Below are 23,238 nucleotides of genomic sequence, written 5' to 3' on the forward strand. Positions count from 1 at the left end.
GTGCAGTACTCATTGTGGAATTGTCGCATAGACCCAGGAGCGGCGACCCGCCGTGGGTGGGATGGAGAAGCTCGAAACCCTTGCGGGCTATAGATCTTGAGCGATCTTTTTAGCCAAGGCGGCCCGCTGATCAGCGGGTAACCGTGAGAGGGCCAGCACCACGTCCGCCGTCGCCTCGTCTTCTGCGACAAGGTAGGCCATTGGCACCCCTAACACCTCGGCCAGCCGGCCCAGCCCATCCAAGTCGATCCCGCTGACCTCAGTCTCGTAACGGTTGACCCGGCTGCTCGCCAACTTCTTATCAAGCCCCATCAGCACCCCCAACGCTCGCTGGCTGGCGATGCCGCGCAGTTCCCTGGCCTGCTTGAGGCGGGCAGCGAACAAAGAGCGTGGGGAAGCCTTCGGCACGTGAATGAAAGTTGAAAACGGGGTCGAACAGCATGACTTGCTCCTCCTCTGCATGGCAGACTCTTCATGAAATGTAGCACCCTCCAACCACAGACAGGGGATTTCATGAAGACCGCACGGATCGCAGGCGCCGCCCTGCTCGCAACATCGCTGGCCATCACTGCCCACGCCCAGGACGGCTCCGACCCCAAGCCCGGCTTTTTCCGCCAACTCGGCGGCAGCCTGAAGGACGCGGGCAAGCAGATGGTCGGCCTCCAGCCGAACGCAGGCGGCAAGTCCACCGCCCATGTTGGCGGTAGCGGCAGCGGTGCCATCTACACGCCCCTCAGCGGCGCCGGGAAGCTCGCCGGCCTCTTCAAGGGCGACAACCACCAAGCATCAGAGCTCGGGAAGCTGGAGTGGCCGCGGGTCGCGCTCACTTTCACCGAGTGGGGCCAGAAGCTGCCTTGCTGGACGGTGGAAGCACGCATTTGGACCAGCGCCTCTGCCTCGACCACCGAGACCTTCCGGGCTTGCGCAGATGCCCCGCTGACCGACACCGATGACCTGGGCGAGACGGCTGAGCTCAACAACGCGGCGCTATGGAAAGGGAGGGACACCCTGACCGGCATCAGGGTCTTGCCGAGCAAGCCCAACACCGGCGCGCAGCGGTCCACCGGCCCCAATCCGCCTGCCCAGCCCTTCGTCGTCAACGTGAGCCGGCCGGGCGTCGCCGACCGGGCCGTCGACGTCGCCCTGCGCGTGGCCTGGGTCTCAGGGTTCATCCAGACCGCCGATCTGCATCCGGGGGCCAGCGGCCTGCTGACGCCCTTCAAAGACGCCCGGCTCTGGATTGCTGGCTTCAAACCGGACGGCAACCGCGACAAGTAGCAGTTCCCCACCCTCGCCCGCTTTCCCACCCCTCAGCAAAGGAACGACATGAAAAACGCATGGATTGGCCTGGTCGCGTTGACCATGGCCCTGGGCCTCACCGCCTGCAGCGGCAAACCCTCCTCTGACAACGCCAAGGAAGCCTTTGTCCAACTGCTGAAAGACAGCGGCGCCGGCCAAGTCACCGACGTCCAAAACTTCGAACTGACCGGATGCGTGGAAGCGGAAGGCGCCGAGGGCTACCGCTGCGACACGCGCGGCCAAGCCGTGCTCAACATTGAGGGACGGCAGGTGCCTATTCCTGTCAGCAAGAACCTTCGCTATGTGCGGGAATCCGGAACCTGGAGGGCCTACGCCAAATGACGACCCATCCTGATCAGATCGCCCATGCGTCGATGGGCGTGGCCAACCCGCTCCCCGGCGTCGGTGCGCCGCACGCCGCTCCCAAGAAGGTGATGACGCCCCACAACCGGTTTTTCTGGTGGTTCTCGCTGACCCTGCTCTTCCTGGGTCCGTTCGGCTTCCTTGTCGGACCGCTCATGGCCCGGCGCGGTCTGCGTAAAGCAGAGCGGCTCTACCCGGGCGCCGCCTACACGGCTCGGCAGCGCGACCAGGGCTTCAGCTGGGCCCAGTGGTGGGTGATGACCCCGCTGGCTCTGACGATGGGCATGGCGGCCATGGCCTTCCTGAAGTGGTTGCCGATCGCTCTGTTCGTGATGTGGGAACAGTTGGCCCACTAATTCCGATAGAGAATCAGCATCAAAAAAGCCCGGCATAGCCGGGCTTTTTCTGAAACTCCTAGCGTCATTTAATGCTCTTGAAAGAGTCCTCCTCAGGCAACTTGATATTTGCTAGATACGCCTCCCTTTCACTTACCTGACCGGACGTAAGGATGCGCTGCTCGGGGAGAACCCCAAGTTGAGCACACCGTATAGTCGCTTTAATTCCACTTTCTAAGGCTTGAGCTATTTCCTTCCCTATGACAGACAAAGGAACATCATCCCGGTAGCGATATATACCACCATGCCACCGCCCCTCAATCATGGAGAAGCTCAACACATTGCGTTTTCTCTGACTACTTTCAATAAGACTGCCTGCACTGGCGGCCCGATGAAAATAGTAAGAATCAATACGGTAAGGCTCGCTGCGACCATCCATAAACTCAGGCAAAGCAAAGATAATTCCACCCAAATCAGCCATAGTCAATCCAGCTGGCGGATTCACTTTAACCATTACTGCGCCGACACTCTCAGGATAAGGGTCGCCTGGTTTGAATTGCCTCCAGTTAAAAAGAACCTCAACTTCCAATGGCTCCTTTTCTTCCAACTCTAAAAACTGTCCAATCAATGCCTTTACATAAGTTCTAATATTTTCGCTGACCTTTAATCCAGCGCCCTCAATTAGCCCTGTGTATGCCTTCATGAGATCCGGTGGCAACCGGACGCTCAAAGCTCGTTTTGCCGCCTCACTGTCCATCTTCGTGTCCTGCTTAGTGCGCTATGCACACGGTGAATCTAAGCCACATCGTCACACATGTCAACTTGTCATACAAAAATTTTGTGTGACAATTTCCATGCGGCGCGGAGCCTCTCTTCGCTGGACAGAAGAGCCTCGTTAGGGCGGTTGAAAAGCTGGCTGGAGACTGCTGATGGCGCGTGCGAAAGGAGCACCTCCGGGGGCCTGACCGGCCGCTGCTATGGGGCATGAGCAACTAGCCCTGACGGAACCTTCTTGGACCTTCGCACCAGAGTTGATTGCCGATCACTCTGCTCGTGATGTGGGAGCAGTTGGCCCGTTGATTCCGAAAGCGCAGTCGCATCAGAGAAGCCCGGGCAATCCGAGCTTTCTTTTGCTCCATAGCCTGCCCTTGTTGCATCGCTGTGGATGCCGTTTTACAGCGATGACGTCTTGGGACCAGGTCACACCTTGGCCAATCCACGGTTGACCCCGGCGGCGCTCTGTTAGATATCTGTGCTCACCGCGTGCCACTCCGTGGCAAAAGGGGCGCGGTGGTTGTATCCCCCACCACACTGGCCAACCGGGCCAGCTCTCGCTGTCTGCTTCACCTCCGTCAACTTGCGCGTCCTTCAACAGGCAACGGCCCCGTTCCGTGCCCGTGGGGTTCGTGCGTCCCCAAAAAACACATGGAGATGTGCCGCTATGCGATTCCGGATCTTCCTCGCCGTATTCCTGCTCACCACGTTCAGCGCCGCTGCTCAGGCCCAGGTCGTCACGCTCAACAAGGGCGGCTTCATCCTGACCTACGACTGTACCGCCCACACGGCCACGCGCTACGAATACTCGCTCAACGCGGACACCGGCTCCGCGGCTCGCCCATCCGACTTCAACCTCGACACCACTTTGCCGAGCGGCTGCGGCGGCCAGACCTCGACGAAGTCTTATGCCAGCGTGCGCTCGGGATACGACCGTGGCCACCTGGTCACGTCCAACCACATGGACTACAACTCGACCTACATCGTTCGCGCCAACCTGATGTCGAACATCGTGCCGCAAGTGTCGGGCTTCAACCAGGGAATCTGGGTGCAGGCGGAGAACGTCGCCGAGTGCTACCGCGACATCAAGCCAGTGAAGGTCTACGGCGGGGTGGTCTTCGGCGACACATCCAACGATTACTTCCTCTCCAGCCACGGCATTCGCACGCCCGAGTATTTCTGGAAGACCATCATCACGACCGACCCAAGCACGGGCGCCGAGAAGGCCATCAGTTGGATCATTCCCAACCAGACCGGCCTGGGCAGCCTGGACGAATACATCGTCTCGATCGCCGACCTGGAAGAGCTCATAGGCGCCAGCAACGTGGGCATCACGGCGTCGTCCGCGGTGAAGAACATGCTGCCAAGCTCGACGTGGGCGCTGCCGAGCAACTGCGACCTCAGCTAAGCACGCGCCGGTGTCGCAACGCGTTTCCTCGAAAGCCCTAGGTCACCACCTGGGGCTTTCTCTTTGCGGGCAAGGGATAGCTACGAGGAGAGTCCCGCTCTTCGGGGGCATCCACTCAACTGGCCGCGTCGTCCTTGAGCACGGGCAGCGGCTGGCCCGCGGCAGAGCCGATCGGCAGACGGGACTCGGCGCCAGGCGTGACGACGATGACGGTGATGACTTCGTCCTTCAACGAGTTAATCTGGACAAATTTCAACCCCGCTTTCTCGAAGACGTATGCCTTGAACAGCGGCGACAGGCTGACGTTTTCTTTGCCGGCGGGGATGCGCTCGCCCATGCCCTGGATGACGTCGGCCGGGTTCATCACCTGGTCCGCTGCCTTGGCCAGCGGGGACAACCAGGCGGCCACCATGGCTACCCCAACCACTATTCCGGAGAAGGATTTCATCGTTTCGTTCCTTGAGGATGCGCCTCAGTAGACGCTACTTCTGGGCTAAGGGGGCCGCAAGCGCCGTCCAGAGGAGCGGGAAAAACGTCTACAGGATTGGACAAATGCATCCGCGAAGTCGCTAGCCGCGCCCCTCCCCACCTGACCGCTCTCAGGCCCAACCCAGCCGAGCGAAAGCAAAGGCCCCGCATGCGGGGCCCTTGATCGTCGGCGCTTAAGTGGAGGTTCTCGCCCCCGTCCCCCAGCCATGGTGGGTGAAGTGGCCTTGACGATGGAGACAGCTTGCCATGGGAAATGTGGGCTCGTAATCAGTTGAACACGGGCCGCGGCGTCAGAAAACTCCTATATGGCGCCCGTGTGCCATACAGGGTAATCACAGCCGAATCGACACGGGCGCGCTGTAAATCCTAAGTATGGGCTGTCGCTATCAATGCTGAGGTTGATCACTAGGCACTGGGACAACCGGGACAAGCTGGTGTGCTGCGGCCTGCGGCGTGGGCACTGGAGCCTGTGCTGGGGTTAGGGTTGGGGTTGGTATTGGCACTTGCATTGTTAAGTGCTCCGCCACTACCAAGGACGGCGGCTGCGCCGGCGCTGGTTTAAGGGTGGCCGAGGTCGCCACCACCATGCTCAGCATCTTCTCCAGCGCGGCGCCGTCAAGCGATCCATTCATCGCCATCTGGCAGATGTAAAACAACCCAAACGACAAGAATGTTGTGCGTTCGGTAGCGACGACAGACGATGTAGCATCCGACCTGAAGTCACCCGCACCACTGCCACCTAGCTTGCCTTGCCCAGACACATCCGCATAGCCCGCGGCAGCTCCAGAGGTTCCAAGATTGACCAGACGCGTTGGGAGCTGCATACAGACCTGGCCACCCACAACCACTGCGGCAGCCTTATCAGGACTCCAGGTCGTCACAGTGCCGATCGTCTTCTCGTTCCCACCCTCGCGCTGCTTGATGGACTCGCTTTTGAGGGTTGAGCATCCCGCACTCGCCATAGCAACAACAACCACCACTGTGATCGCTTTCATGTTGCCCCCTATCGGCAGCGTCTTGCCACCGCTGACGCCTTTTACCACACATAGATCCTGATACCAATTCGGCTGTCGGCGGCACTGCCACTATTCGAAGAATTCGCAATTGAATCTCAGATTCCATAATCAGGAACGGCACCTGAAACCTAGAAATGCTCCACCACCTACCCAGAACAGAGAACTGGGCCAGCGGAATGAACCAATTTGAGCTTGGTCACATACGGCAAGTGGGCGTCAGCGGGGATACTTCGGGAACTTCTCGTCCGGGTGACTGGCCTTCCATTGGTTATAAGCAGCCGTGCCCTCCCACGCCTTGAACGCCAAGGGAGTGCGTCCGCGACCCGACCAGGTCTCCTGGGTATGGGGCAGCCAATATTTGGGGGCGACCTCCTTCTTGGCCTGAGCAGGGGCAGCCTTGCGGCCACGGGCCGGACTGCTGGCGCCGATGGCGATTGCCAGTTCCGCCTTCTGCTTAGGTGTGAAGTGCTCGCCGTATTGGGACAGCAGGCTCGTGATCTCCGCAAGAGCGGCGGCGGCCTGTTCTTGACGGAGCGCTGCTTCTTGCTCTTCTAGCTTGCGGAGCTCCTCTTCGATCTTGGTCTTGGCGGAAACAATCGAATCCAGGGAGGGGTTTCTCATAAGTGTTTTTTACCTATTGGAGAAAATGGGCTTCAGTTCCCACCCACACAGAAGCCATGTTTGGCATAAACTGTAACGGCGACTTAGGTCGCAGGTGAGAGCACAGCAATCGGATGTAGATAAGGCCTCCTAGCCACGAAAAGCAGAGATCAGCCTTGTAAAAAGCCCTTGCTTCTTTGGCAACTCAGAGAGCTTTAACGAGCTTTGAATATCAAACGCACCCTTACTGAAAACCGACACGGAGGATATGTCACCGCTCCTAATCACCCGAGCAAAAATTGCGGGATCTTCAGCACTATTAGGCTTCTCACTTGCCGCTTCAAATGCCCGCGAATAATCCACAGACTTCAGAACTTGGTTAGCGCTGTCTCTATATCCTGTCCACAATGGAGAAACAGTCACAAAATCAACACTGGGGTTATTAGTAGGAAGATCGATCACATAACCTACTAAAACCTTGCCATCCTTCATGTTAACCATGATGGTCTTTGGCTCGCCGTGAGCCAATCCAGAGAACTCTAATCCGCGGGTTCGCAAAATTGCTAAAATCTCTGGAAGCTCTCCCAGAGGAGTCTTTAGGAACTTAACCAGCCCAATCTCCTTCCAAAAAAAGCGAAGCATTTTCTTAGCTAACGTCAAAGTAAAAAAGAAAACGCCCTTTGGCAGTACAGCCTCTGCGCCTACACTGCTACTCCAGAGAATACGCGTTAAAGGGTCAAGCTCCCTTCGATGATATAACCAGAACCCCGCGACCCTCTCACTAACGAAGGTATTACTGAAAGTAATTAGCAAACCTGCAAATATCAGCGTCCCCAGGGCAGTTCCAATAAAGTCAAAAGGAGCAGCCCTATGAAGAATTTTTGCAAAAGCCAAACCCCAATCTGTCTGCAAGAGCCCATAGCAAGTAATTCTGCTGACTAACAGAAACAAAAACCCATGGGCAGCGGCGGCTAGAAGCAATTGATCCTTAGGCAAGCGCGCGGTCGCGTAGGCTCTCAGCCGACTTTGGGACAAAAAAAGATAACCTGCCAGCAATGGCAGGAGAAGTATATTATAGGGCATGGCAGCTTAGCTGCCAGCCACAATCTTCCCAATTGGCGCCAACGGTACCCGCTTAGCTGATTCAACCTCAGCTTTCAGCGCACTACGTCCTGCGGCTGAGGAAAGAAAGCCCATGAGATCTAATTCAAGATGATTGCCTTGGAACGAGACATAAGAGACTGACTTCTCAGAGAACTCTCGATCCAGAGCGCGCTTCAACAACTCGACCGTAGATTCACTTTTCCTACTCATGGACTTCGCCTCATACGAATCGGCAATGACCCGCCCTTGCCTGTAATCCTAACAGACTTCGGCGGATACGCAAATAACTGATTGCTAAGGCATTTAGCATTAGCGCCAAGCCGCGATGTAAGCGAACATTTGGCCAGCTTCTCTAGAAGCCATCCGTGACAATGACAGTGCACCGCCTGGCTCTCAATGGCGGTCAATTGTTAGTTAGCATCAATCAACTCCAAGTTCGCTCACATCGAGTGCGTTTAAGCCCGCTGACCACCTCGACGCCGAATGACAAGCCTCAGCCAACGCCCGAGGACTGAACTCCGTCTCATACGCATGGGCATGCTCCTGCCGATCGGACAACTCGTGCCCCGTGTATTCCTCTCGCATCTCCCAGTGGACCCCAGCGGCCTTCAGCGCGCCGATGGCCGTGTCTCGGAAGCTGTGGTGCCCCACTCTGCCGCCGCCGCGCGCCTTGATGCCCAGCTTCACCAGGTAGCGTGAGAAGGCGTGCTGGGTCCGACCAGCCGGGCCGTTCTTGGCGTCGAAGCTGAGTTCTGGGAATAGCTTGATCTCTCCGGCGTGAAAGAGTCTGGTAGTTCGACCTTCCCCCTTCCCCTCTAGGCTTGAGAACTGCGCGCCTCGGTGGTGTCCGCGAGATCCGAGCACAGTCCGGCACTACACACTGAAGCCGTGGCGTCCGTCCCCTTTCAGGCTAGCGGTGGGAACACCGGACCCGCTACAATGGCGGTTCACAAGTCAGGCCACATCCCTGGTTTGCGTCCTGTAGGAGAGTCAGGAAGTTGGATCGGGATCAGTCGATCCCCCTCTCTCCGCCAGATTCGAATTGCGCTTCCCTCGTAGAACTTCTTTGCCGTTGGCGAAAGAGTTCAAAGGGTAAAGACCGCGCCACTGGCGCGGTTTCGTCTCTATGGTGGCCCCGTCGGCCCCTCGCGACGCTAGATCGAAAACCCCGCCAGGGCCGGAAGGCAGCAACGGTATCGATCGATGCGGGCGCCGAGGTCAGCCGGCGGGGTTACCACCCCCTCTCAAGCTCTGCCACATCGGCGCATTCATCGTGTGCCGTGCCCAGCGCCGCCCGTGGATGTTCTTGCGCCATGACCCGCCACGACAGGGACAGGGACAGGGACAGGCGCTACGCGTCCGGATGCAGCCACCCGGCATCGCCCTCGCGATAGCGTTCGTGCTTCCAGATCGGCACGCGTGCCTTGACCTCGTCGATCACGTAGCGGCAGGCGTCGAACGCGGCGCCGCGGTGCGCCGCGGCCACGCCCACCCACACCGCCAGGTCGCCGATCGCCAGGTCGCCGACGCGGTGCACGCAGCGCAGGTCGAGGATGTCGAAGCGGGCCAGGGCTTCGTCGGCGATGCGCCGGCCCTCGGCCTCGGCCAGCGCCGCGTAGGCCTCGTAGCGCAGGCCGTCGACCGCGCGGCCGTCGTTGTGGTCGCGCACCCAGCCTTCGAAGCTGGCGTAGGCGCCGGCCTGGGCATGCGCAAGCGGCGCGCGCAGCGCGGCGATGTCGAGGGCGCTATCGGCCAGATGGAAACGGTGCGGCATCTGCATCGCTCAGCCTCCCGACACCGGCGGAATGAACACCACTTCGCTGCCGTCGCGCAGCGCATCGTCCCAGCGCGCGAACGCGCCGTCCACGGCCACGCGCAGGCGTTGCGGCGGCCAGCGCAGGCCGTGCCGCGCATCGAGTTCGGCGTACAGCGCGCGCAGGTCGGCGGCCGCGCTGCGCACCTGCTCGCGTTCGATCCCCGCGGCCTCGCGCAGGCTGGCGAAATACAGCACGGTCACGCTGACGCTCATGCCACGCTCCCGACGTCGCGCTTGCCGCCGCGCTTGCCGAGCAGGCGCACCGGGCCGATGGTCATCGCGTGGGTCAGCGCCTTGCACATGTCGTAGACGGTCAGCGCGGCGACGCTGGCGCCGGTCAGCGCCTCCATCTCCACGCCGGTGCGGTGCACGGTGCGCACCGTGCATGCGATGCGCAGCACCTGCGGCGAGGCCCAGTCGATCGCGAAGCGGCAGCCGTCGATCGGCAGCGGATGGCAGAACGGGATCAGTTCGTGGGTGCGCTTGACCGCCATGGTGCCGGCGATCACCGCGGTGTCGACGATACCGCCCTTGGCGCTGCGCAGCGCGTCGGCGCGCAGTTGCGCGGCCACCGCAGCCGGGAAACGCACCCGCGCCTCGGCGACCGCGGCGCGCGCGGTGGCGGTCTTGTCCGAGACGTCGACCATGGTCGGCAATCCCTGCGGATCCAGATGGGTCAGCCGCTTGTTCGCCGTCACCGCGTACTTGGCTTGGGTTTCGCTCATAGGCTGCGTTGCCGCTCCCACGGCCTGGTCAGAGGTCGCCGGGAATCGGCGTGCCCTGGTGGAACAGCATGCGCCACTCGCCATCGCGGTGGCGCCAAAGCGAACTGCGCCATGCCTGCCGCGGCGGCACGCCCGTGCCATCACTGCGCTCGCTGCGATAGCGCAACTGCGCCAGATCCGGCGCCAGCAAGCAGGCCTGCAGGTCCATGGCGCGATAACGCGTGCCGGCGGCCTCTGCCGGCAGTTCCTGCAGCACGCGCTGCTTGTCGATGCGCCGCCCCGATGCGCCGAACTCGACGAATGCGTCGTCGAGCAGCGCCGCCAGGCGCGCGGCCGACGCGCGTGTCGCCGGCTCCAGCAACGCCAGCTCCAGCGCGACCAACTGGCTCTTCAGCGATTCGTCCACGCGCTCATCCGCCGATCAGGAACATCTCGACGTGCTTGCCGCGCGATGCGCGCGCATCGCCGCGCACTTCGCTGTAGCGATCGCCGCGCCCGCCCCACACTCCGCGCACGCGCTCGGCCAGCACGTCCTCGCCGCCGGCCAGCGCCGGCTTCAGATCGGTGCCGGCGGCCGCAAACAGGCAGGTGTAGAGCTGACCGTCGGCCGAGACCCGGGCGCGGTGGCAATCGCCGCAGAACGGCGCACTGACCGAACTGACGAAACCGATCTCGCCGCCGCCGTCGGCGAAGGCATGCCGCGCGGCGACCTCGCCGGCATAGTGCGGATCCAGCGCGCGCAACGGCCAGCGTGCGGCGATGCGCTCGCGCAATTCGGCCGATGGCACCACGCGCTCGCGGCGCCAGGCGTTGCAGGTGCCCACGTCCATGTATTCGATGAAACGCAGCACATGGCCGCTGCCGCGGAAGTGCGCCAGCAGCGGCAGGACCTGGTCGTCGTTGATGCCGCGCTGGACCACGCAGTTGATCTTGACCGGCAGCCCGGCCGCCGCCGTCGCGTCGATCCCCGCCAGCACCTGCGCGATCTCGCCGCGCTGCCCGCTCATGTGCCGGAACACCGCCGGATCGATCGCGTCCAGGCTCACCGTGACCCGACGCAGCCCGGCCGCGCGCAGCGCCTGCGCATGCCGCGCCAGCAGCGCGCCGTTGGTGGTCATGGCCAGGTCGTCCAAACCAGGGATGCGCGCCAGGCGCCGCACCAGTTCCGGCAGGTCGCGCCGCAACAGCGGCTCGCCGCCGGTCAGGCGCAACTTGGTGACGCCGTTGCGCACGAAGCCGCGCACCAGGGTTTCGATCTGCTCGAACGACAGGCGCGATGCAGCGTCGAAGCCGTAGTCGTCGGGCACCTTGTCGGCCGGCATGCAGTAGCCGCAGCGGAAGTTGCAGGCCTCGATCACCGACAGGCGCAGGTCGCGCAACGGCCGCCCCAGCCCGTCCACCGGCGCGGCCGGCAGCGGCGGGCGCAGCACCGCGCTCATGGCAGGAGCACCTGCGACGGGCGCGGCGCATCCAGCGCCACGCACTCGCCCGGCCGCGCCACGCGGTGGCCGCGCGCGCGCAGGGCCTGGGCATCCTCGGCGCTGGCGTAGTGGTACAGGATCATGCGTTGCCGCAGCTCGGCGGGATACTCCCGCTCCAGGTCGTCCACGCCAGTATGCGACGGGTTGCCGTGAAGACTGCAGTCGTGCGCGACCAATTCGCCGTCGCCGGCATAACGGCTCAGCATTTCCGGGATCGGCCGGGTATCCCCGCTCCACGCCAGCGCGCCCGGCAGGCGCAGCCCGTAGGCGGTCTCCGGCCAGTGGTGGCGCGCCGGGAACACCTCCAGCCGCACCCCGTCGTGCCAGAACGCGTCGCCGACCGCGATCAGCTGGAACGCGTCCCAGAAGTTGGCGCCGCCCTCGGCCAGCACGTTCGGGTAGTCGCCGATGCGCCGGTGCAGCAGCGGCACCACCGGCGCGGGCACGTACAGCCGCACCTTGCCGCGCCGCGCGGAAAAATAGGCGTCCACGAACAAGCGCTCGAACCCGGCCACATGGTCCAGGTGCACATGGGTCACAAACAGCGCCTGCGGCATCGCCCCGTAGTGCGCCTGGTAGGCGCTCAGCCCCTCGCCGCCGCAGTCGATGCTCAGCCACGGCGCGCCGTCGCGCTCGATCGTGGCCATCGGCGAGCCCAGCGCCACCGCCGAGGCATTGCCGACGCCCTGGAAGCGCAGCGCCCAGCGCATCAGTAACCCCGGTTCCAGGCCAGGTCGTAGGCGCGGCGCAGGCGCGCGTAGTCCTTCTCGACCTCGTCGACGCTGCGAGCGCCGCGCAGCTTCAGCAGCGAGCGGTGCAGGCGCTTGAGATTGCGCTCGCGCCAGCGCGTGGCCGGGATGCGCAGCACGCCGCGGTCGAAATCGATCAGCCAGCCGCGGCCGTTGCCGTCGAACAGGATGTTGTGCGCATTGAGATCGGCGTGATCCAGTCCGGCGCGATGGAAGCGCGCGATCAGCCGTCCGGCCTCCTCCCATGGCGCGCCGCGGCCAGCGACATGGGCGCGGTCGGCCAGCGAGCGCACGCCCTCCAGCCGCTCCATCAGGATGGCGGCGCGGTAGCGCAGACCCTGGCGCAGGTAGCAGGCGGCCAGCGGCCGCGGCACCGGCAGCTTGCGCGCGATCAGCGCGCGCATCAGCCGGAACTCGGCGAAGCTGCGGGTGCGGTCGGCGCCGGTCCACAGGTAGCGGTCGCGACTGAGCTTGGCGACCACTCCGCCGCGCCGGTACTGGCGCAGCAGGCAGGCACCGAACGGGGCATCGACGAACCAGGCGCTGCCGCGTCCGCCCGCGTCCACCAGCCGCGCGCGCTCGCCCCAGTGCGCGGCCGAGAACAGCCCCGGCTCGGCTTGCCGCAGCCGTTGGCGGTCGAACAGAATGGCGCCATAGCCGCGGCCCTCGCGGTACGGCGTCAGCGCTTCGGTGGCGTCGAATGCAACCATTCAGCGAGTCTAACAACACCATGGCAGCAACGCTTCCTTCGCTGTGCCTGTTGCGCCTGTCCGCGTTGGGGGACGTGACCCACGTGGTGCCGCTGGTGCGGACCCTGCAACGCGCCTGGCCCGCCGCGCCGCCGCTGCACTGGATCATCGACAAGGCCGGGCACAAGCTGCTCGACGGCCTGCCCGGGGTGGTCTTCCACGACTACGACAAGCGCAGCGGCATGGCCGGCATGCGCGCGCTGCGCCGCGAACTGCCGGCGCAGGGCTTCGATGCCCTGCTGCAGATGCAGGTGGCGCTGCGCGCCAACGTGTTGTCGGCGTTCGTGCGCGCGCGCCGCCGCATCGGCTACGACCGCAGCCGCTCCAAGGACCTGCACGGGCTGTTCGTCAACGAACGCATCCCCGATCGCCCCGGCATCCATGTGCTCGACGCGATCGGCAGCTTCTGCGAACCGCTGGGGCTGCGCCAGACCGAGGTGCGCTGGGACCTGCCGATTCCCGCCGACGCGCAGGCCTGGGCGCAGGCGCAATGGCCCGACGACGGCCGCCCGACGCTGCTGATCTCGCCGTGTTCCAGCCACGTCCGCCGCAACTGGTACGCCGACCGCTACGCCGCGGTCGCCGACCACGCCGCCGCGCAGGGCTGGCGGGTGGTGCTGTGCGGCGGGCGCAGCGACCTGGAGCGCAGCACCGCCGACGCCATCCTCGCGGCCGCGCGCGCGCCGCTGCTGGACCTGGTCGGCCGCGATACGCTCAAGCAGCTGCCGGCGCTGCTGCAACGCGCCGCGCTGGTGATGACCCCCGATTCCGGCCCGATGCACATCGCCAACGCCGTCGGCAGCAAGGTGCTGGGCCTGCACGCGGCCAGCAACCCGCGTCGCAGCGGCCCGTATTCGGACATCCGCTACTGCGTGGACAAGTACGACGCGGCGGCGCGCAAATACCTCGGCAAGCCGGCCGAGCGCCTGAAATGGGGCAGCAAGATCGAGTTCGACGGGGTGATGGCGCTGATCGGGGTGGACGAGGCGATCGCCGCGTTCGAGCGCTACCGCGCCGACCACGGCGGCTGAGCCGCTTGTGCGCGGCCTGCGCGCCGCCTTACCATCGCCGGGCACGTCCTCCACCGTCTGGGTCTGCGGGCGCCGCCGTAAGCGTTTACGTCAAGCAACGCGCCAACCGCGCCGGATTCGTCCGGGGCCGTTTCCCGTCAGCGCCGCGGCGCGCGGGTGGCGCCTTTGCCCGACCGGCTTACGGAGTCCGCACCATGTCTCGTTCCCCTCGTGTGTTCCCGCGCAAGCTGCATCCCCGCCATGCCGGCTGGGTGATGCCGTTGTTGTTGTCGATCCTGATGACCTGCGTGGTGTCGATGATCAGTACCCTGCGCACGGTCGGCCTGGCGCCGGGCGTCGGCGCGCTGTGGCTGGGCGCCTGGGCGTTGTCGTGGCTGATCGCCTTCCCCACCCTGCTGCTGGCGTTGCCGCTGGTGCGCCGGCTGACCGCGCTGCTCGTCGCCCGCGCCTGAGCCGGGCGCACTTCACCGGGAGGCGGCGACGTCTCCCGGTCCTTTGCCTCAGGACGCGCTGCCGCGGTAGTCCTGGTAGGACTTCTCTTCCACGTAGCTGGAGCCCAGCGCGAGGTTGATTTCCTTCTTGATCCGCGCGCGCTCGTCGTTTTCGTAATACACGCTGCGCGCCAACTTGATGAATTCCTCGTCGAAGGCCTGCGCCTGCTCCTTGAGCCGGATCTCGTCCTCGATCACCCACAGGCGCTCGTTCACGGCCTTCAGTTCCAGGCGCAGGCGGGCGACATCGCCGCTGGCGGCCGGGTGCGCCATCCAGGTCTTTTCCAGCGCCGACAGCTCCGCGCGCACGTTGGCCAGCTTGGCCGCATCGCCCATGCGCTCGGACTTGATCTGCAGGATGGCGATCTTGTCGAGCAGTTCGCCGAAGGACACGGGGACGAGGATTTCGGACATGGAAACACCCAGGCGGGAAGTGAGGGAAAGTGTAGCGGGCCGGCCTTAACGCCATGTCGGCGCGGCGCGCGTGGACTGCAAAAACAAAAGACCCCGGACGGGGTCTTCTGCGAAAGCTGGCGGGAAGGGGGGGATTCGAACCCCCGAGGCGCTATAAACGCCTGCCTGATTTCGAGTCAGGTACATTCAACCGCTCTGCCACCTTCCCGGGTGGTCCCCGGCGGACCGGGGGCGTGCATCATACGGTTCCCGCCGCGCGCGGACAAGCGCCGCGTCGCGCGCCGCCCTCTACCCCAGCATGAACCCCGCTTGCCGCGCGCCGCCGGCGACGATTGCCTGATGTCCGCTCGACCGCGATGATGCCGTTTGAATGACAGGACGCCGGGCCAGCCGCGGGCACGCAATGATCGAATTCGGACACCTCACCCACGTCGGCCTGCGCCGCGAACTCAACGAGGACACCTATTACGGCGACAACGAACTGGGCCTGTGGCTGGTCGCCGACGGCATGGGCGGCCATGCCTGCGGCGAAGTGGCCAGTGCGCTGGCGCGCGAGGCCATCGTGCGCGAAGTGCGCGGCGGCACCCCGCTGGCGCAGGCGATCCGCATCGCCGACGAGGAGATCATCCGCGCCTCGCGGCGGCGCAACGACACCTTGCCGATGGGCACCACCGTGGTCGCCGCGCGCGTGCAGGGCAACCGCTTCGAAGTGGCCTGGGTCGGCGACAGCCGCGCCTACCTGTGGCGCGACGGCAAGCTGGCCCAGCTCAGCCAGGACCACAGCTACGTGCAGGAACTGATCGCGCAGGGCGCGCTGACCGCCGAGCAGGCGCGCGCGCATCCGCACCGCAACGTGGTGACCCAGGCGCTGGGCGTCACCGACCCGCTGCACCTCAACGTGGCCACGATGACCGGCGAACTGCGCCCGGGCATGCAGTTGCTGCTGTGCAGCGACGGACTGACCGAGGAAGTGGACGACCCAGGCATCGCCGCCACACTCGGCCACGACGACTGCAGCGCCCAGGAATGCGTGGACACGCTGGTCGCCGCGGCGCTGGACGGCGGCGGCTCGGACAACATCACCGCGATCCTGGTGCGCTGCCACTGAGCCCGGCGGCGACAGCATGGCCGTCGCTGGCCGCTGCGCCGTGCGGCGATCGGCGTCGGGCGCCACGGCAAGTCCCGCGCGGTGCCGTCTTTACTTCTGAATTTCCAGGTAGCGGCCGCGACGCTGCGGCGCAGCCCTCAGCCGGCCACCGCGTCGGCCAGCACCGGCTCGGCCTCGTCCCACAGCGCGCGCCCGGCCTTCTTGCGCAGCTTTTCCAGGCGCGCGTGGTGCGCCTCCAGCTCCGATGCCGTCGGCAGCACCCGCGGCCGCGGCAGCAGCGCGCTCATGTCGAACGCCAGGCGCTGACCATCGGCCGCGCCGGCGCGGTCCTCGGCCAGGGCGAACCCGATCTCCTCCTGCCCGGAGGTCAGCGCGATGTACACGTCGCTGAGGATCTGCGCATCGAGCAGCGCGCCGTGCAGTTGCCGGTGCGAATTGTCCACGCCCAGCCGCTTGCACAGCGCGTCCAGCGAATTGCGCTGGCCGGGGAAGCGCTCGCGCGCGAGCAGCAGCGTATCGATGACCGTGGCCCGGTCGAGGATGCGCCCGTAGGCATCGCCCAGCCGCGACAGTTCGTAGTCGAGAAAGCCCAGGTCGAACGAGGCGTTGTGGATGATCAGCTCGGCGCCGTCGATGAAGGCCAGGAACTCGTCGACGACCTCGTGGAACTCCGGCTTGTCGGCCAGGAACTCCAGGGTCAGCCCGGTCACTTCCTGCGCGCCCGGTTCGAAATCGCAGTCCGGACGCAGGTAACGGTGGAAGTTGCGCCCGCTGGGGCGGCGTTCCAGCAACTCCACCGCGCCGATTTCGACGACGCGGTTGCCCTTCTTCCATTCCAGGCCGGTGGTTTCGGTATCGAGGATGATCTGACGCATGACGCTCGCTGCGGAAGGAATCGGGAAAGGGATCAGGATGTGACCGTCGCGCCGCCGGCGCGGACGCGCAGCGCCTGGTTGCGCGCCAGCACGTCCACCCGCTCGTTGTCCGGATCGCCGTTGTGGCCCTTGACCCAGCGCCAGTCGATCGTGTGCCGCTGCGCGGCGGCATGCAGCCGCTCCCACAGGTCGCGGTTCTTGACCGGATCGCCGCCGGCGGTCTTCCACTGCCGCCGCACCCAGCCCGGCATCCACTCGGTGATGCCCTGGCGCACGTACTGCGAATCGGTGTGCAGCACGATCTGGCAAGGCTCGTTGAGCGTCTCCAGCGCCATGATCGCGGCCATCAGTTCCATGCGGTTGTTGGTGGTGTGCGCCTCGGCGCCGGCCACTTCGCGCTCCAGGCCCTTGTAGCGCAGCAGCGCGGCCCAGCCACCGGGGCCGGGGTTACCGAGGCAGGCGCCATCGGTGTGGATCTCAACAGTCTTCATGGTCGTCCAGGATCAGATGGAGGCAGCCGAGCCGCGCCAGCGGACCGGCGCGCGCAGCGGGATGGGGCCGATGCCGGCGGCGGTGCGCTTCTCCGCCTGCAGCATGCAGACCGCGCGCAACGGCGCGCCGGAGGTCGCCGCCGCATTGCCGGTGCGGGCAGGCCACACCGGGCCGAGATAGCGCAGATGCTCCACGCAGGGCAGCCCGGCCTGCTCCAGCAAGCCGCGCCAGCGTCCCGGCGGCCGCGCCACCAGGCCCTGCCGGCGCCAGCGCAATCGGTACGGGCTCATCGCGTTCAGCGCGAACAGCCAGAGCCGGCCGCCCGGCATCAGCACCCGCTCGCATTCCTCCAGCAACGCCGCGGCGTCGGCACCGAGCACGTGCTGCAGCACGATCGCGTTGACGCTCTCCGACGGCAGCGGCAACGGCAAGGTGCAGACCAGGTCGCCGGCGTAGCCGTGCGCGGTGCGGTGCAGGCGCACGCCACGCCCGGGCAGCTCGCGCGGCAGCGGCGCGAACGGCACCGGCGCCAGCCACAGCCAGGGCTGCGCCGGGCGCCGCAACAGGGCGTCCAGGATCAGCGGCTGCTCGGCCTGGAGCAGTTGCTGCGCCACCGCCGTATCAAACCAGGATGAGACGGCGGCTTGACGGGGGAACGGGGCGGCAGGCATGGTGCCAATTCTATGCGACTGATCGCCCTGCCCGCATTCCAGGATAACTACATCTGGGCGATCGCCGCCGAGGATGGCCGCGCCGTGGTGGTCGACCCCGGCCAGGCCGCACCGGTGTTCGAGGCCGCCGCGCAGGGACTGCACCCGGCCGCCGTGCTGCTGACCCATCACCACGACGACCACATCGGCGGCGTGGCGGCCCTGCGCGAGCGCTGGCCGGACCTGCCGGTGTACGCACCTGACGACGAGCCGCGCATCCCGTTCGCCAGCCGGCGCGTGGGCGATGGCGAGGACGTGCAGGTGCTGCAGTGGCGGTTCCAGACCCTTGCCGTGCCTGGGCATACCCGCTCGCATGTGGCCTACGTCGGCCACGGCCATCTGTTCAGCGGCGATACCCTGTTCAGCCTGGGCTGTGGGCGCATGTTCGAAGGTACGCCCTCCCAGATGTTGGGTTCGCTGCAGAAGCTGGCCGCCCTCCCCGGCGCCACGCTGGTGTGCTGCGGACACGAATACACCCTGGCCAATGCGGCATTCGCCGTCACGGTCGATCCCACCAACGCTGCCTTGCGGCAACGCCATCAGGAAGTCCAGGCCATGCGTCACGCTGCCCGTCCCACTGTTCCCGTCACGCTCGCCAGCGAACTGGCGACCAATCCGTTCCTGCGCACCGCCTCGGCGGCGGTCGAGCAGGCGGTCGCCGCCCGGCTCGGCCGCGGCGCGCGCGACGAAGTGGAGGTATTCGCCGAATTGAGGCGCTGGAAAGACGATTTCCGCGCATGAGGTCGCTGCTGTTGACGGCGGCGCTGACGCTGGTCATCGCGTCGGCGGCCCCGCCCGCGAGCGCGGCCACGCCGGTGGGCGCTGCCCTGGAGCAGACCGTCGCCGGCTTGAACGCCCTGCCGACGGACCCCGCGGCGCTGCCGCCGGCGACCACCCGTAACGGCCACGCCATCCTGGCCAACTTCCGCGACGGCCTGGCCGACGCGCAGTGCGACAGCAGCGCCACCGACGCGCGCTGGAAGCAGCAGTTCTCGCGCGCGCCGGCACGCCTGGCCAACGAGGACGAGGACGTGCTGCCGCTGTTCGGCTACGTGGTGGACGAACTGCGCGCCGCCGACCTGCCCACCGAATTCGCGCTGATCCCCTTCGTCGAGAGCGGCTACCGGCCCGCCGCGCGCAGCAGCAGCGGTCCGGCCGGACTGTGGCAGTTCATCGCCGACACCGCGCGCAACCACGATGTCCCGGTCGAAGGCGGCTACGACGGGCGCCTGTCCGCGGTGGACTCCACTCGCGCCGCGGTGCGCTACCTGAAGACCCTGCACGGCATGTTCGGCGGCGACTGGCGCCTGGCGCTGATGGCCTACAACGCCGGCGAGTACCGCGTGCTGCAATCGATGCGCCGCGCCGGCATGAATGCGCAGAACGCCGAGCCGGCCAAGTTGCCCGGTCTGTCGCCGATCACCTACGCCTACGTCGAGAAACTGCATGCGCTGGCCTGCGTGCTGGAACAGGCGCAGACGCGCGACGAATGGATGGCCTCGCTGGACCGCGAGGTGCCGATCCTGCAGGCACGCACCCTGCCCGCCGGCATGGCCCTGAACGACTGGGCGCAGCAGCAGGCGCTGCAGGGCAACCAGATCGCGCGCCTGAATCCGGCGCTTGGCAGCACCCGCGGCAGCAAGCGCACGCTGCCGGTGCTGGCACCGGTCGGCGCCGGCGGTCGCGCGGCCACTGCCGCCGCCGACGCGCTGGCGGCGACGCAGGCGCAGGCCGAGACGCCCGCCGCCCGCACCGTCGCGAGCGCCGATGCCGCGCCCGCGCCGCGCGCGCGCGCGGCCGCCGCGCGCCGTACCCACACGGTCCGCGATGGCGACACCGCGTGGACCATCGCCAGGCGCTACGGCATCACCGTGCAGACCCTACTGGCGAAGAACGGGCTGTCCGCGCGCAGCGTGCTGCGCCCGGGCATGGTGCTGAGCTACGACGAGTAAGCCGGGGCCTTCGCTTCGGCTGTCGATCGGACCACGCGCGCGCGTGGCGCGTTCGGGCCTGCGCGGTGCGCGTGTGCAGCTCAAAGGCGCTCCTACCTGACGGCGTCACCCTGAGCGGTTGCATGCGCGCTGTCGGCGATGCGTTGATGTGGGGAGCACAGCCTTGGCAACGCGCTACCTGCCAGGGCGAGTTACGAGCCTGACCCTCGGAAAACATGCATCCGGCTTCCGCCGGCGTGGCATGTCAGGACTAAGTGTTGACGGTCGGTACGTCAGGCGACTTAGGCAGCAGCCTCACGTGGCCCAACATCCGATTCCCAGATGACGCGCAACGCAGGCGACGTTCCGCGAACATCGCTGCCGGCGTCCCCGCGACCATGAGGCACCGTCATGCCTGCGAACCCGTCGCGACTTCAGGGCACCTCTAACAATCCGCTTTCGCCACGATCAAGTCAGATGCAGTGGCCCTGTAGGAGCGGCTTCAGCCGCGACAGACATCCGGAGAGAACCTGTCGCGGCTGAAGCCGCTCCTACAGGACACTTTCCGAAGTTGTTGCAGGCGACCTTCAATCGCGAACCCAATCCCCGCTCGGCCTGCCGCCTCAGGGAATTTTCGGAACACACTTCGGCAACGCAGCGCAGCGCTGCGTACCGCGCAGGCAAAGCAGCGGCGAGTCAGCCGCAGAGCGCGGCCGGCATCGAGCACCGCACCACAAATGCGGGTCCGGTAATCGATCTCCCGACTCTCAAGCGGTCTCCTCACCGGACGCGCCTGCCTCGCCCGGCACCCGTCTTCGCAGCGCCACCCCGACAGCCAACGACACACGCCGAGATTTCCCCAGCCCCAGGCCCGGAAACGAACAAGCCCGGCATGGCCGGGCTTGTTCGCATCATCTCGCCGCGTGGAGGACGCTTACAGCTGCGCTTCCTGCACCGTGACCTTGTAGCGCTTGCGCAAGCCATCGACGTAGGCCTTGGCCGCGGCGGCGCCTTCGATCTGGCCCAACTGCTGCTTGAGCATCGTCTGCTGCTCGGCCGGCACCTTGCTCAGGTCGCCCGGGTTGACCTTGTTCACCACGAACAGCGCATACCGCTTGCCGCTGCCCGGCATGCCGTTCGCCGATAGTTCGACCTTGCCCACCGACGACTTGCCCTCGGCCGGCAGCGGCGCGCTGAAGATCGCGCGGTTGGCTTCGGGGCTGGGCATCGGCACGGTGCGCGGCAGCCCCGGCATCGGGTTGAGCTGCAGCTTTTCCGGCCCGGCCAGCGCCTGCAGGGTCTCGCCCTTGCGCAGCTTCTCCAGCAGCGCATCGGCCTTGGCCGCCGCCGCCTTGGCGGTGCGATCGGCATGCACCGCGGCAACCACCTGCTCGCGGACCTTGGCCAGGGGCTGGGTCTGCTCCGGCAGGTGCTGGGTGACGCGAATCATCACGTTGTGGTTCGGTCCGAGGGTGATCGGATCGCTGACCGTGCCGTCCTGCACCAGGGCGTCGGAGAAGGCCGCGCGCAACACCGCCGGCTGCGCGGCGACGCCGCTGGCATCGGCGCGCGAGAATGGCCCCAGGGTCTGCACCGGCAGGCCGACCTCCTTGGCCGCCGACGCCAGCGCGGTCGGGTTCTTGTAGACCAGGTCCACCAGCTTGCCGCTCAGTTCGCTGAAGGCCTTCTCGTTGTCGGCCTGCATCTGCTCGCCGGCGAGCTGGTCGCGGACCTGCTCGAACGACTTGCCCTTGCCGCCCTTGACCTCGCGCAGCTGGATCACGTGATAGCCGAACTCGCTCTTCACCGGGCCGACGATCTCGCCGGGCTTCATCGCGAACAGCGCGTCCTCGAACGGCTTCACCATCACGCCCTTCTCGACCCAGCCCAGATCGCCACCGGCGTTCTTGGAGCCTGGATCCTCGGAATTGGCGCGCGCCAGCGCGGCGAAGTCGGCGCCGGGCTGCTTGGCCTCGGCGGCGAGCTTGGCGGCCTTGGCCTCGGCCGCCTTCTGCGCGGCGGCATCCTTGCCGGCGCTGATCAGGATGTGCGAGGCCAGGCGCTGATCGGGTTCGACGAAGCGCGCCTTCTCGTCCTCGTAGCGCTTGCGCAGCGTCGCCTCGTCGGCCGGCTTGGCCGGCGGCAACTTGGACGCGTCCAGTTCGACGTACTCGATCGACACCCGCTCGGGCAGCTTGAAGTCGGCCTGGTGCGTGTCGTACCACTGCTGCACCTGCGCGTCGCTGACCGGCGTGGTGTCGGCCGGCTGCTCCGGCAGCAACGCCAGGTCCACGTCGCGGGTTTCGCCGAGCATCTTCAGCAGGCGCTCGGTTTCCTGCTGGGTCGCGAAGGCCGATTCCATCAGCGCGGACGGAATCAGCGACTGCTGCATGCCATCGCGCACCAACTGCTCGAACATCGCCGGCGTGCGCGGCGGCATGCCCGACGCCAGCAGCTGACGGTACTGCTCCGGATCGAACTTGCCATTGTTCTGGAACTGGGGAATCGAACCGATGTAGTCGCGCACCGCGGCATCGCTGATCACCACCCCGGCCTGCTCGGACGCCAGCTTCACCACCTGCTCGTCGATCAACTGATCCAGCACCTTGCGCTTGTTGTCGGCACTCTCGAACTCGCGCGGATCGAAGCTCTCGCCCTGCTGCTGCCGCTCCTGCAGACGCTCCTGCTCGAAGCGCGCGCGGAACTGCTCGGTGCTGACCTCGTGGTGGCGCCACAGCAGCGACACCGGCCACCACGACGGGGCCGAGGCCCACCACGACGGCGGCGCCTGCACCTTGGCGACGTTGTTGGCACCGACGCCACCGAGGTAGCTGCTGTCGATGACGAACAGGAACGGAATCATCAACAGGCCGATGATCGCGGTGGCGATCCAGCCCGAGGTCTTTTCGCGGAGTTTCTGCAGCATTGGTTGGGAACCGAGGCCTGTTGGCGAGCCGCGCAGTTTAACCCGCTTCACGCCCCGCCGCGGCATGGCGCGGCGCGGGAGCGGCCCGGCGACGCCCCTTCGGCGGCGATGCGGCACGAACGGCCCGCGTCGCGGATGGCCTCGCGGAAAAAAGAAACCCCCGATCGCTCGGGGGTTTCGCGTACAAAACTGGCGGAGTGGACGGGACTCGAACCCGCGACCTCCGGCGTGACAGGCCAGCATTCTAACCGACTGAACTACCACTCCGCTTTTTGAACGGAGGCAGGCACGTGGCCCGCGATCCCGAGCGATCGGCGCGATGCGCTGAAGGCTTCGAGAAACGAAACCCCTG

Annotated in this window: 27 protein-coding genes, 2 tRNA genes and 1 other RNA gene; 10 read left to right on the top strand and 20 right to left on the bottom strand. The window is 65.7% G+C overall.

Annotated elements, in window-relative coordinates:
- Positions 1-87: 87 nt before the first annotated feature.
- Positions 88-384 carry a helix-turn-helix domain-containing protein gene (locus AB3X07_RS17215; protein ID WP_184411863.1) on the bottom strand — a complete coding sequence of 99 codons (297 nt, stop codon included), beginning with the start codon at positions 382-384 and terminating at the stop codon, positions 88-90.
- A gap of 129 nt (positions 385-513) precedes the next feature.
- Between AB3X07_RS17215 and AB3X07_RS17220 the strand changes: the two genes are divergently transcribed.
- Genes AB3X07_RS17220 through AB3X07_RS17230 form a run of 3 tightly spaced genes read left to right on the top strand, consistent with a single transcriptional unit; the run spans position 514 to position 2,018 of the window.
- Positions 514-1,278: a hypothetical protein gene (locus AB3X07_RS17220; RefSeq protein ID WP_369939903.1), complete on the top strand. Its 765-nt coding sequence runs from the start codon at positions 514-516 to the stop codon at positions 1,276-1,278.
- 48 nt (positions 1,279-1,326) lie between these two features.
- Positions 1,327-1,641 (top strand): hypothetical protein, encoded by a 315-nt coding sequence (locus AB3X07_RS17225; protein WP_369939904.1) that lies wholly within the window; start codon positions 1,327-1,329, stop codon positions 1,639-1,641.
- Positions 1,638-2,018, top strand: a complete 381-nt coding sequence (locus AB3X07_RS17230; protein WP_369939906.1) for a hypothetical protein — start codon at positions 1,638-1,640, stop codon at positions 2,016-2,018. Before AB3X07_RS17225 ends, AB3X07_RS17230 begins: the two co-directional genes overlap by 4 nt.
- A gap of 64 nt (positions 2,019-2,082) precedes the next feature.
- Here AB3X07_RS17230 and AB3X07_RS17235 read toward each other — a convergent pair whose 3' ends face one another.
- The gene (locus AB3X07_RS17235) at positions 2,083-2,754 is read right to left on the bottom strand and encodes a hypothetical protein (protein WP_369939907.1); all 672 of its coding nucleotides are present in this window, start codon (positions 2,752-2,754) and stop codon (positions 2,083-2,085) included.
- A gap of 684 nt (positions 2,755-3,438) precedes the next feature.
- Between AB3X07_RS17235 and AB3X07_RS17240 the strand changes: the two genes are divergently transcribed.
- Positions 3,439-4,179: a DNA/RNA non-specific endonuclease gene (locus AB3X07_RS17240; protein ID WP_369939908.1), complete on the top strand. Its 741-nt coding sequence runs from the start codon at positions 3,439-3,441 to the stop codon at positions 4,177-4,179.
- 115 nt (positions 4,180-4,294) lie between these two features.
- Here AB3X07_RS17240 and AB3X07_RS17245 read toward each other — a convergent pair whose 3' ends face one another.
- The 4 genes from AB3X07_RS17245 to AB3X07_RS17260 all read right to left on the bottom strand — a co-directional run bounded on the left by AB3X07_RS17245 (position 4,295) and on the right by AB3X07_RS17260 (position 7,367).
- The gene (locus AB3X07_RS17245; protein ID WP_369939909.1) at positions 4,295-4,627 is read right to left on the bottom strand and encodes a hypothetical protein; all 333 of its coding nucleotides are present in this window, start codon (positions 4,625-4,627) and stop codon (positions 4,295-4,297) included.
- A gap of 427 nt (positions 4,628-5,054) precedes the next feature.
- Positions 5,055-5,711: a hypothetical protein gene (locus AB3X07_RS17250; protein ID WP_369939910.1), complete on the bottom strand. Its 657-nt coding sequence runs from the start codon at positions 5,709-5,711 to the stop codon at positions 5,055-5,057.
- A gap of 189 nt (positions 5,712-5,900) precedes the next feature.
- Positions 5,901-6,305: an H-NS histone family protein gene (locus AB3X07_RS17255; protein ID WP_369939911.1), complete on the bottom strand. Its 405-nt coding sequence runs from the start codon at positions 6,303-6,305 to the stop codon at positions 5,901-5,903.
- Between the two features lie 129 nt (positions 6,306-6,434).
- Positions 6,435-7,367 carry a hypothetical protein gene (locus AB3X07_RS17260; RefSeq protein ID WP_369939913.1) on the bottom strand — a complete coding sequence of 311 codons (933 nt, stop codon included), beginning with the start codon at positions 7,365-7,367 and terminating at the stop codon, positions 6,435-6,437.
- 1,156 nt (positions 7,368-8,523) lie between these two features.
- Here AB3X07_RS17260 and ffs point away from each other — a divergent pair.
- Positions 8,524-8,620, top strand: an RNA gene (gene ffs, locus AB3X07_RS17265) — signal recognition particle sRNA small type.
- A gap of 119 nt (positions 8,621-8,739) precedes the next feature.
- Here ffs and AB3X07_RS17270 read toward each other — a convergent pair.
- From AB3X07_RS17270 to AB3X07_RS17300, 7 genes are read right to left on the bottom strand one after another with little or no spacing between them, the layout of a single operon-like run.
- The gene (locus AB3X07_RS17270) at positions 8,740-9,168 is read right to left on the bottom strand and encodes a molybdenum cofactor biosynthesis protein MoaE (protein ID WP_369939914.1); all 429 of its coding nucleotides are present in this window, start codon (positions 9,166-9,168) and stop codon (positions 8,740-8,742) included.
- A gap of 3 nt (positions 9,169-9,171) precedes the next feature.
- Positions 9,172-9,417 carry a MoaD/ThiS family protein gene (locus AB3X07_RS17275; RefSeq protein ID WP_369939915.1) on the bottom strand — a complete coding sequence of 82 codons (246 nt, stop codon included), beginning with the start codon at positions 9,415-9,417 and terminating at the stop codon, positions 9,172-9,174.
- Positions 9,414-9,929: a cyclic pyranopterin monophosphate synthase MoaC gene (gene moaC / locus AB3X07_RS17280; RefSeq protein ID WP_369939916.1), complete on the bottom strand. Its 516-nt coding sequence runs from the start codon at positions 9,927-9,929 to the stop codon at positions 9,414-9,416. The genes AB3X07_RS17275 and moaC overlap by 4 nt, the downstream gene beginning before the upstream one ends.
- A gap of 28 nt (positions 9,930-9,957) precedes the next feature.
- Positions 9,958-10,335, bottom strand: a complete 378-nt coding sequence (locus AB3X07_RS17285) for a DUF4440 domain-containing protein (protein WP_369939918.1) — start codon at positions 10,333-10,335, stop codon at positions 9,958-9,960.
- A 4-nt stretch (positions 10,336-10,339) separates the two neighbouring features.
- Positions 10,340-11,368: a GTP 3',8-cyclase MoaA gene (gene moaA, locus AB3X07_RS17290; protein ID WP_369939919.1), complete on the bottom strand. Its 1,029-nt coding sequence runs from the start codon at positions 11,366-11,368 to the stop codon at positions 10,340-10,342.
- On the bottom strand, positions 11,365-12,120 hold the full coding sequence (locus AB3X07_RS17295) for an MBL fold metallo-hydrolase (protein ID WP_369939921.1): 756 nt from the start codon (positions 12,118-12,120) through the stop codon (positions 11,365-11,367). Before AB3X07_RS17295 ends, moaA begins: the two co-directional genes overlap by 4 nt.
- Entirely contained in the window at positions 12,120-12,869 is a 750-nt protein-coding gene (locus tag AB3X07_RS17300; RefSeq protein ID WP_369939923.1) for a 3-deoxy-D-manno-octulosonic acid kinase, read from the bottom strand. Before AB3X07_RS17300 ends, AB3X07_RS17295 begins: the two co-directional genes overlap by 1 nt.
- 20 nt (positions 12,870-12,889) lie before the next feature.
- Between AB3X07_RS17300 and AB3X07_RS17305 the strand changes: the two genes are divergently transcribed.
- Both AB3X07_RS17305 and AB3X07_RS17310 read left to right on the top strand, forming a co-directional pair.
- Entirely contained in the window at positions 12,890-13,939 is a 1,050-nt protein-coding gene (locus tag AB3X07_RS17305; protein ID WP_369939924.1) for a glycosyltransferase family 9 protein, read from the top strand.
- Positions 13,940-14,133: 194 nt separating this feature from the next.
- Positions 14,134-14,391: a DUF2798 domain-containing protein gene (locus tag AB3X07_RS17310; protein WP_369939925.1), complete on the top strand. Its 258-nt coding sequence runs from the start codon at positions 14,134-14,136 to the stop codon at positions 14,389-14,391.
- 48 nt (positions 14,392-14,439) lie between these two features.
- On the opposite strand, the gene AB3X07_RS17315 is transcribed toward AB3X07_RS17310, so the two are convergent.
- The gene (locus AB3X07_RS17315) at positions 14,440-14,844 is read right to left on the bottom strand and encodes a DUF6165 family protein (RefSeq protein ID WP_369939926.1); all 405 of its coding nucleotides are present in this window, start codon (positions 14,842-14,844) and stop codon (positions 14,440-14,442) included.
- Positions 14,845-14,961: 117 nt separating this feature from the next.
- Positions 14,962-15,052, bottom strand: a tRNA-Ser gene (locus tag AB3X07_RS17320).
- A 195-nt stretch (positions 15,053-15,247) separates the two neighbouring features.
- On the opposite strand from AB3X07_RS17320, the gene AB3X07_RS17325 reads away from it, so the two are divergent.
- Positions 15,248-15,952: a PP2C family protein-serine/threonine phosphatase gene (locus AB3X07_RS17325; protein WP_145701570.1), complete on the top strand. Its 705-nt coding sequence runs from the start codon at positions 15,248-15,250 to the stop codon at positions 15,950-15,952.
- Between the two features lie 137 nt (positions 15,953-16,089).
- Here AB3X07_RS17325 and dnaQ read toward each other — a convergent pair whose 3' ends face one another.
- The 3 genes from dnaQ to AB3X07_RS17340 are packed head-to-tail and all read right to left on the bottom strand — an operon-like array spanning position 16,090 to position 17,990.
- Positions 16,090-16,827, bottom strand: a complete 738-nt coding sequence (gene dnaQ, locus AB3X07_RS17330; RefSeq protein ID WP_369939928.1) for a DNA polymerase III subunit epsilon — start codon at positions 16,825-16,827, stop codon at positions 16,090-16,092.
- 32 nt (positions 16,828-16,859) lie between these two features.
- On the bottom strand, positions 16,860-17,318 hold the full coding sequence (gene rnhA, locus AB3X07_RS17335) for a ribonuclease HI (RefSeq protein ID WP_369939929.1): 459 nt from the start codon (positions 17,316-17,318) through the stop codon (positions 16,860-16,862).
- Positions 17,319-17,330: 12 nt separating this feature from the next.
- Complete coding sequence (locus AB3X07_RS17340) at positions 17,331-17,990, bottom strand: methyltransferase domain-containing protein (RefSeq protein ID WP_369939930.1); 660 nt, start codon at positions 17,988-17,990, stop codon at positions 17,331-17,333.
- A 12-nt stretch (positions 17,991-18,002) separates the two neighbouring features.
- Here AB3X07_RS17340 and gloB point away from each other — a divergent pair, with 12 nt between their 5' ends.
- Entirely contained in the window at positions 18,003-18,770 is a 768-nt protein-coding gene (gene gloB, locus AB3X07_RS17345; protein WP_369939932.1) for a hydroxyacylglutathione hydrolase, read from the top strand.
- A complete protein-coding gene (locus AB3X07_RS17350; RefSeq protein ID WP_369939933.1) occupies positions 18,767-19,981 on the top strand; it encodes a lytic transglycosylase domain-containing protein in 1,215 nt (404 codons plus the stop codon). The genes gloB and AB3X07_RS17350 overlap by 4 nt, the downstream gene beginning before the upstream one ends.
- Positions 19,982-20,894: 913 nt before the next feature.
- Here the strand turns inward: AB3X07_RS17350 and AB3X07_RS17355 are convergent.
- Together AB3X07_RS17355 and AB3X07_RS17360 are read right to left on the bottom strand one after the other, a co-directional pair.
- Complete coding sequence (locus AB3X07_RS17355; protein WP_369939934.1) at positions 20,895-22,886, bottom strand: peptidylprolyl isomerase; 1,992 nt, start codon at positions 22,884-22,886, stop codon at positions 20,895-20,897.
- A gap of 190 nt (positions 22,887-23,076) precedes the next feature.
- Positions 23,077-23,153: transfer RNA gene (locus tag AB3X07_RS17360), tRNA-Asp, on the bottom strand.
- Positions 23,154-23,238: the final 85 nt, after the last annotated feature.

The organism is Xanthomonas sp. DAR 35659 (assembly GCF_041242975.1).
GTDB lineage: Bacteria > Pseudomonadota > Gammaproteobacteria > Xanthomonadales > Xanthomonadaceae > Xanthomonas_A > Xanthomonas_A medicagonis.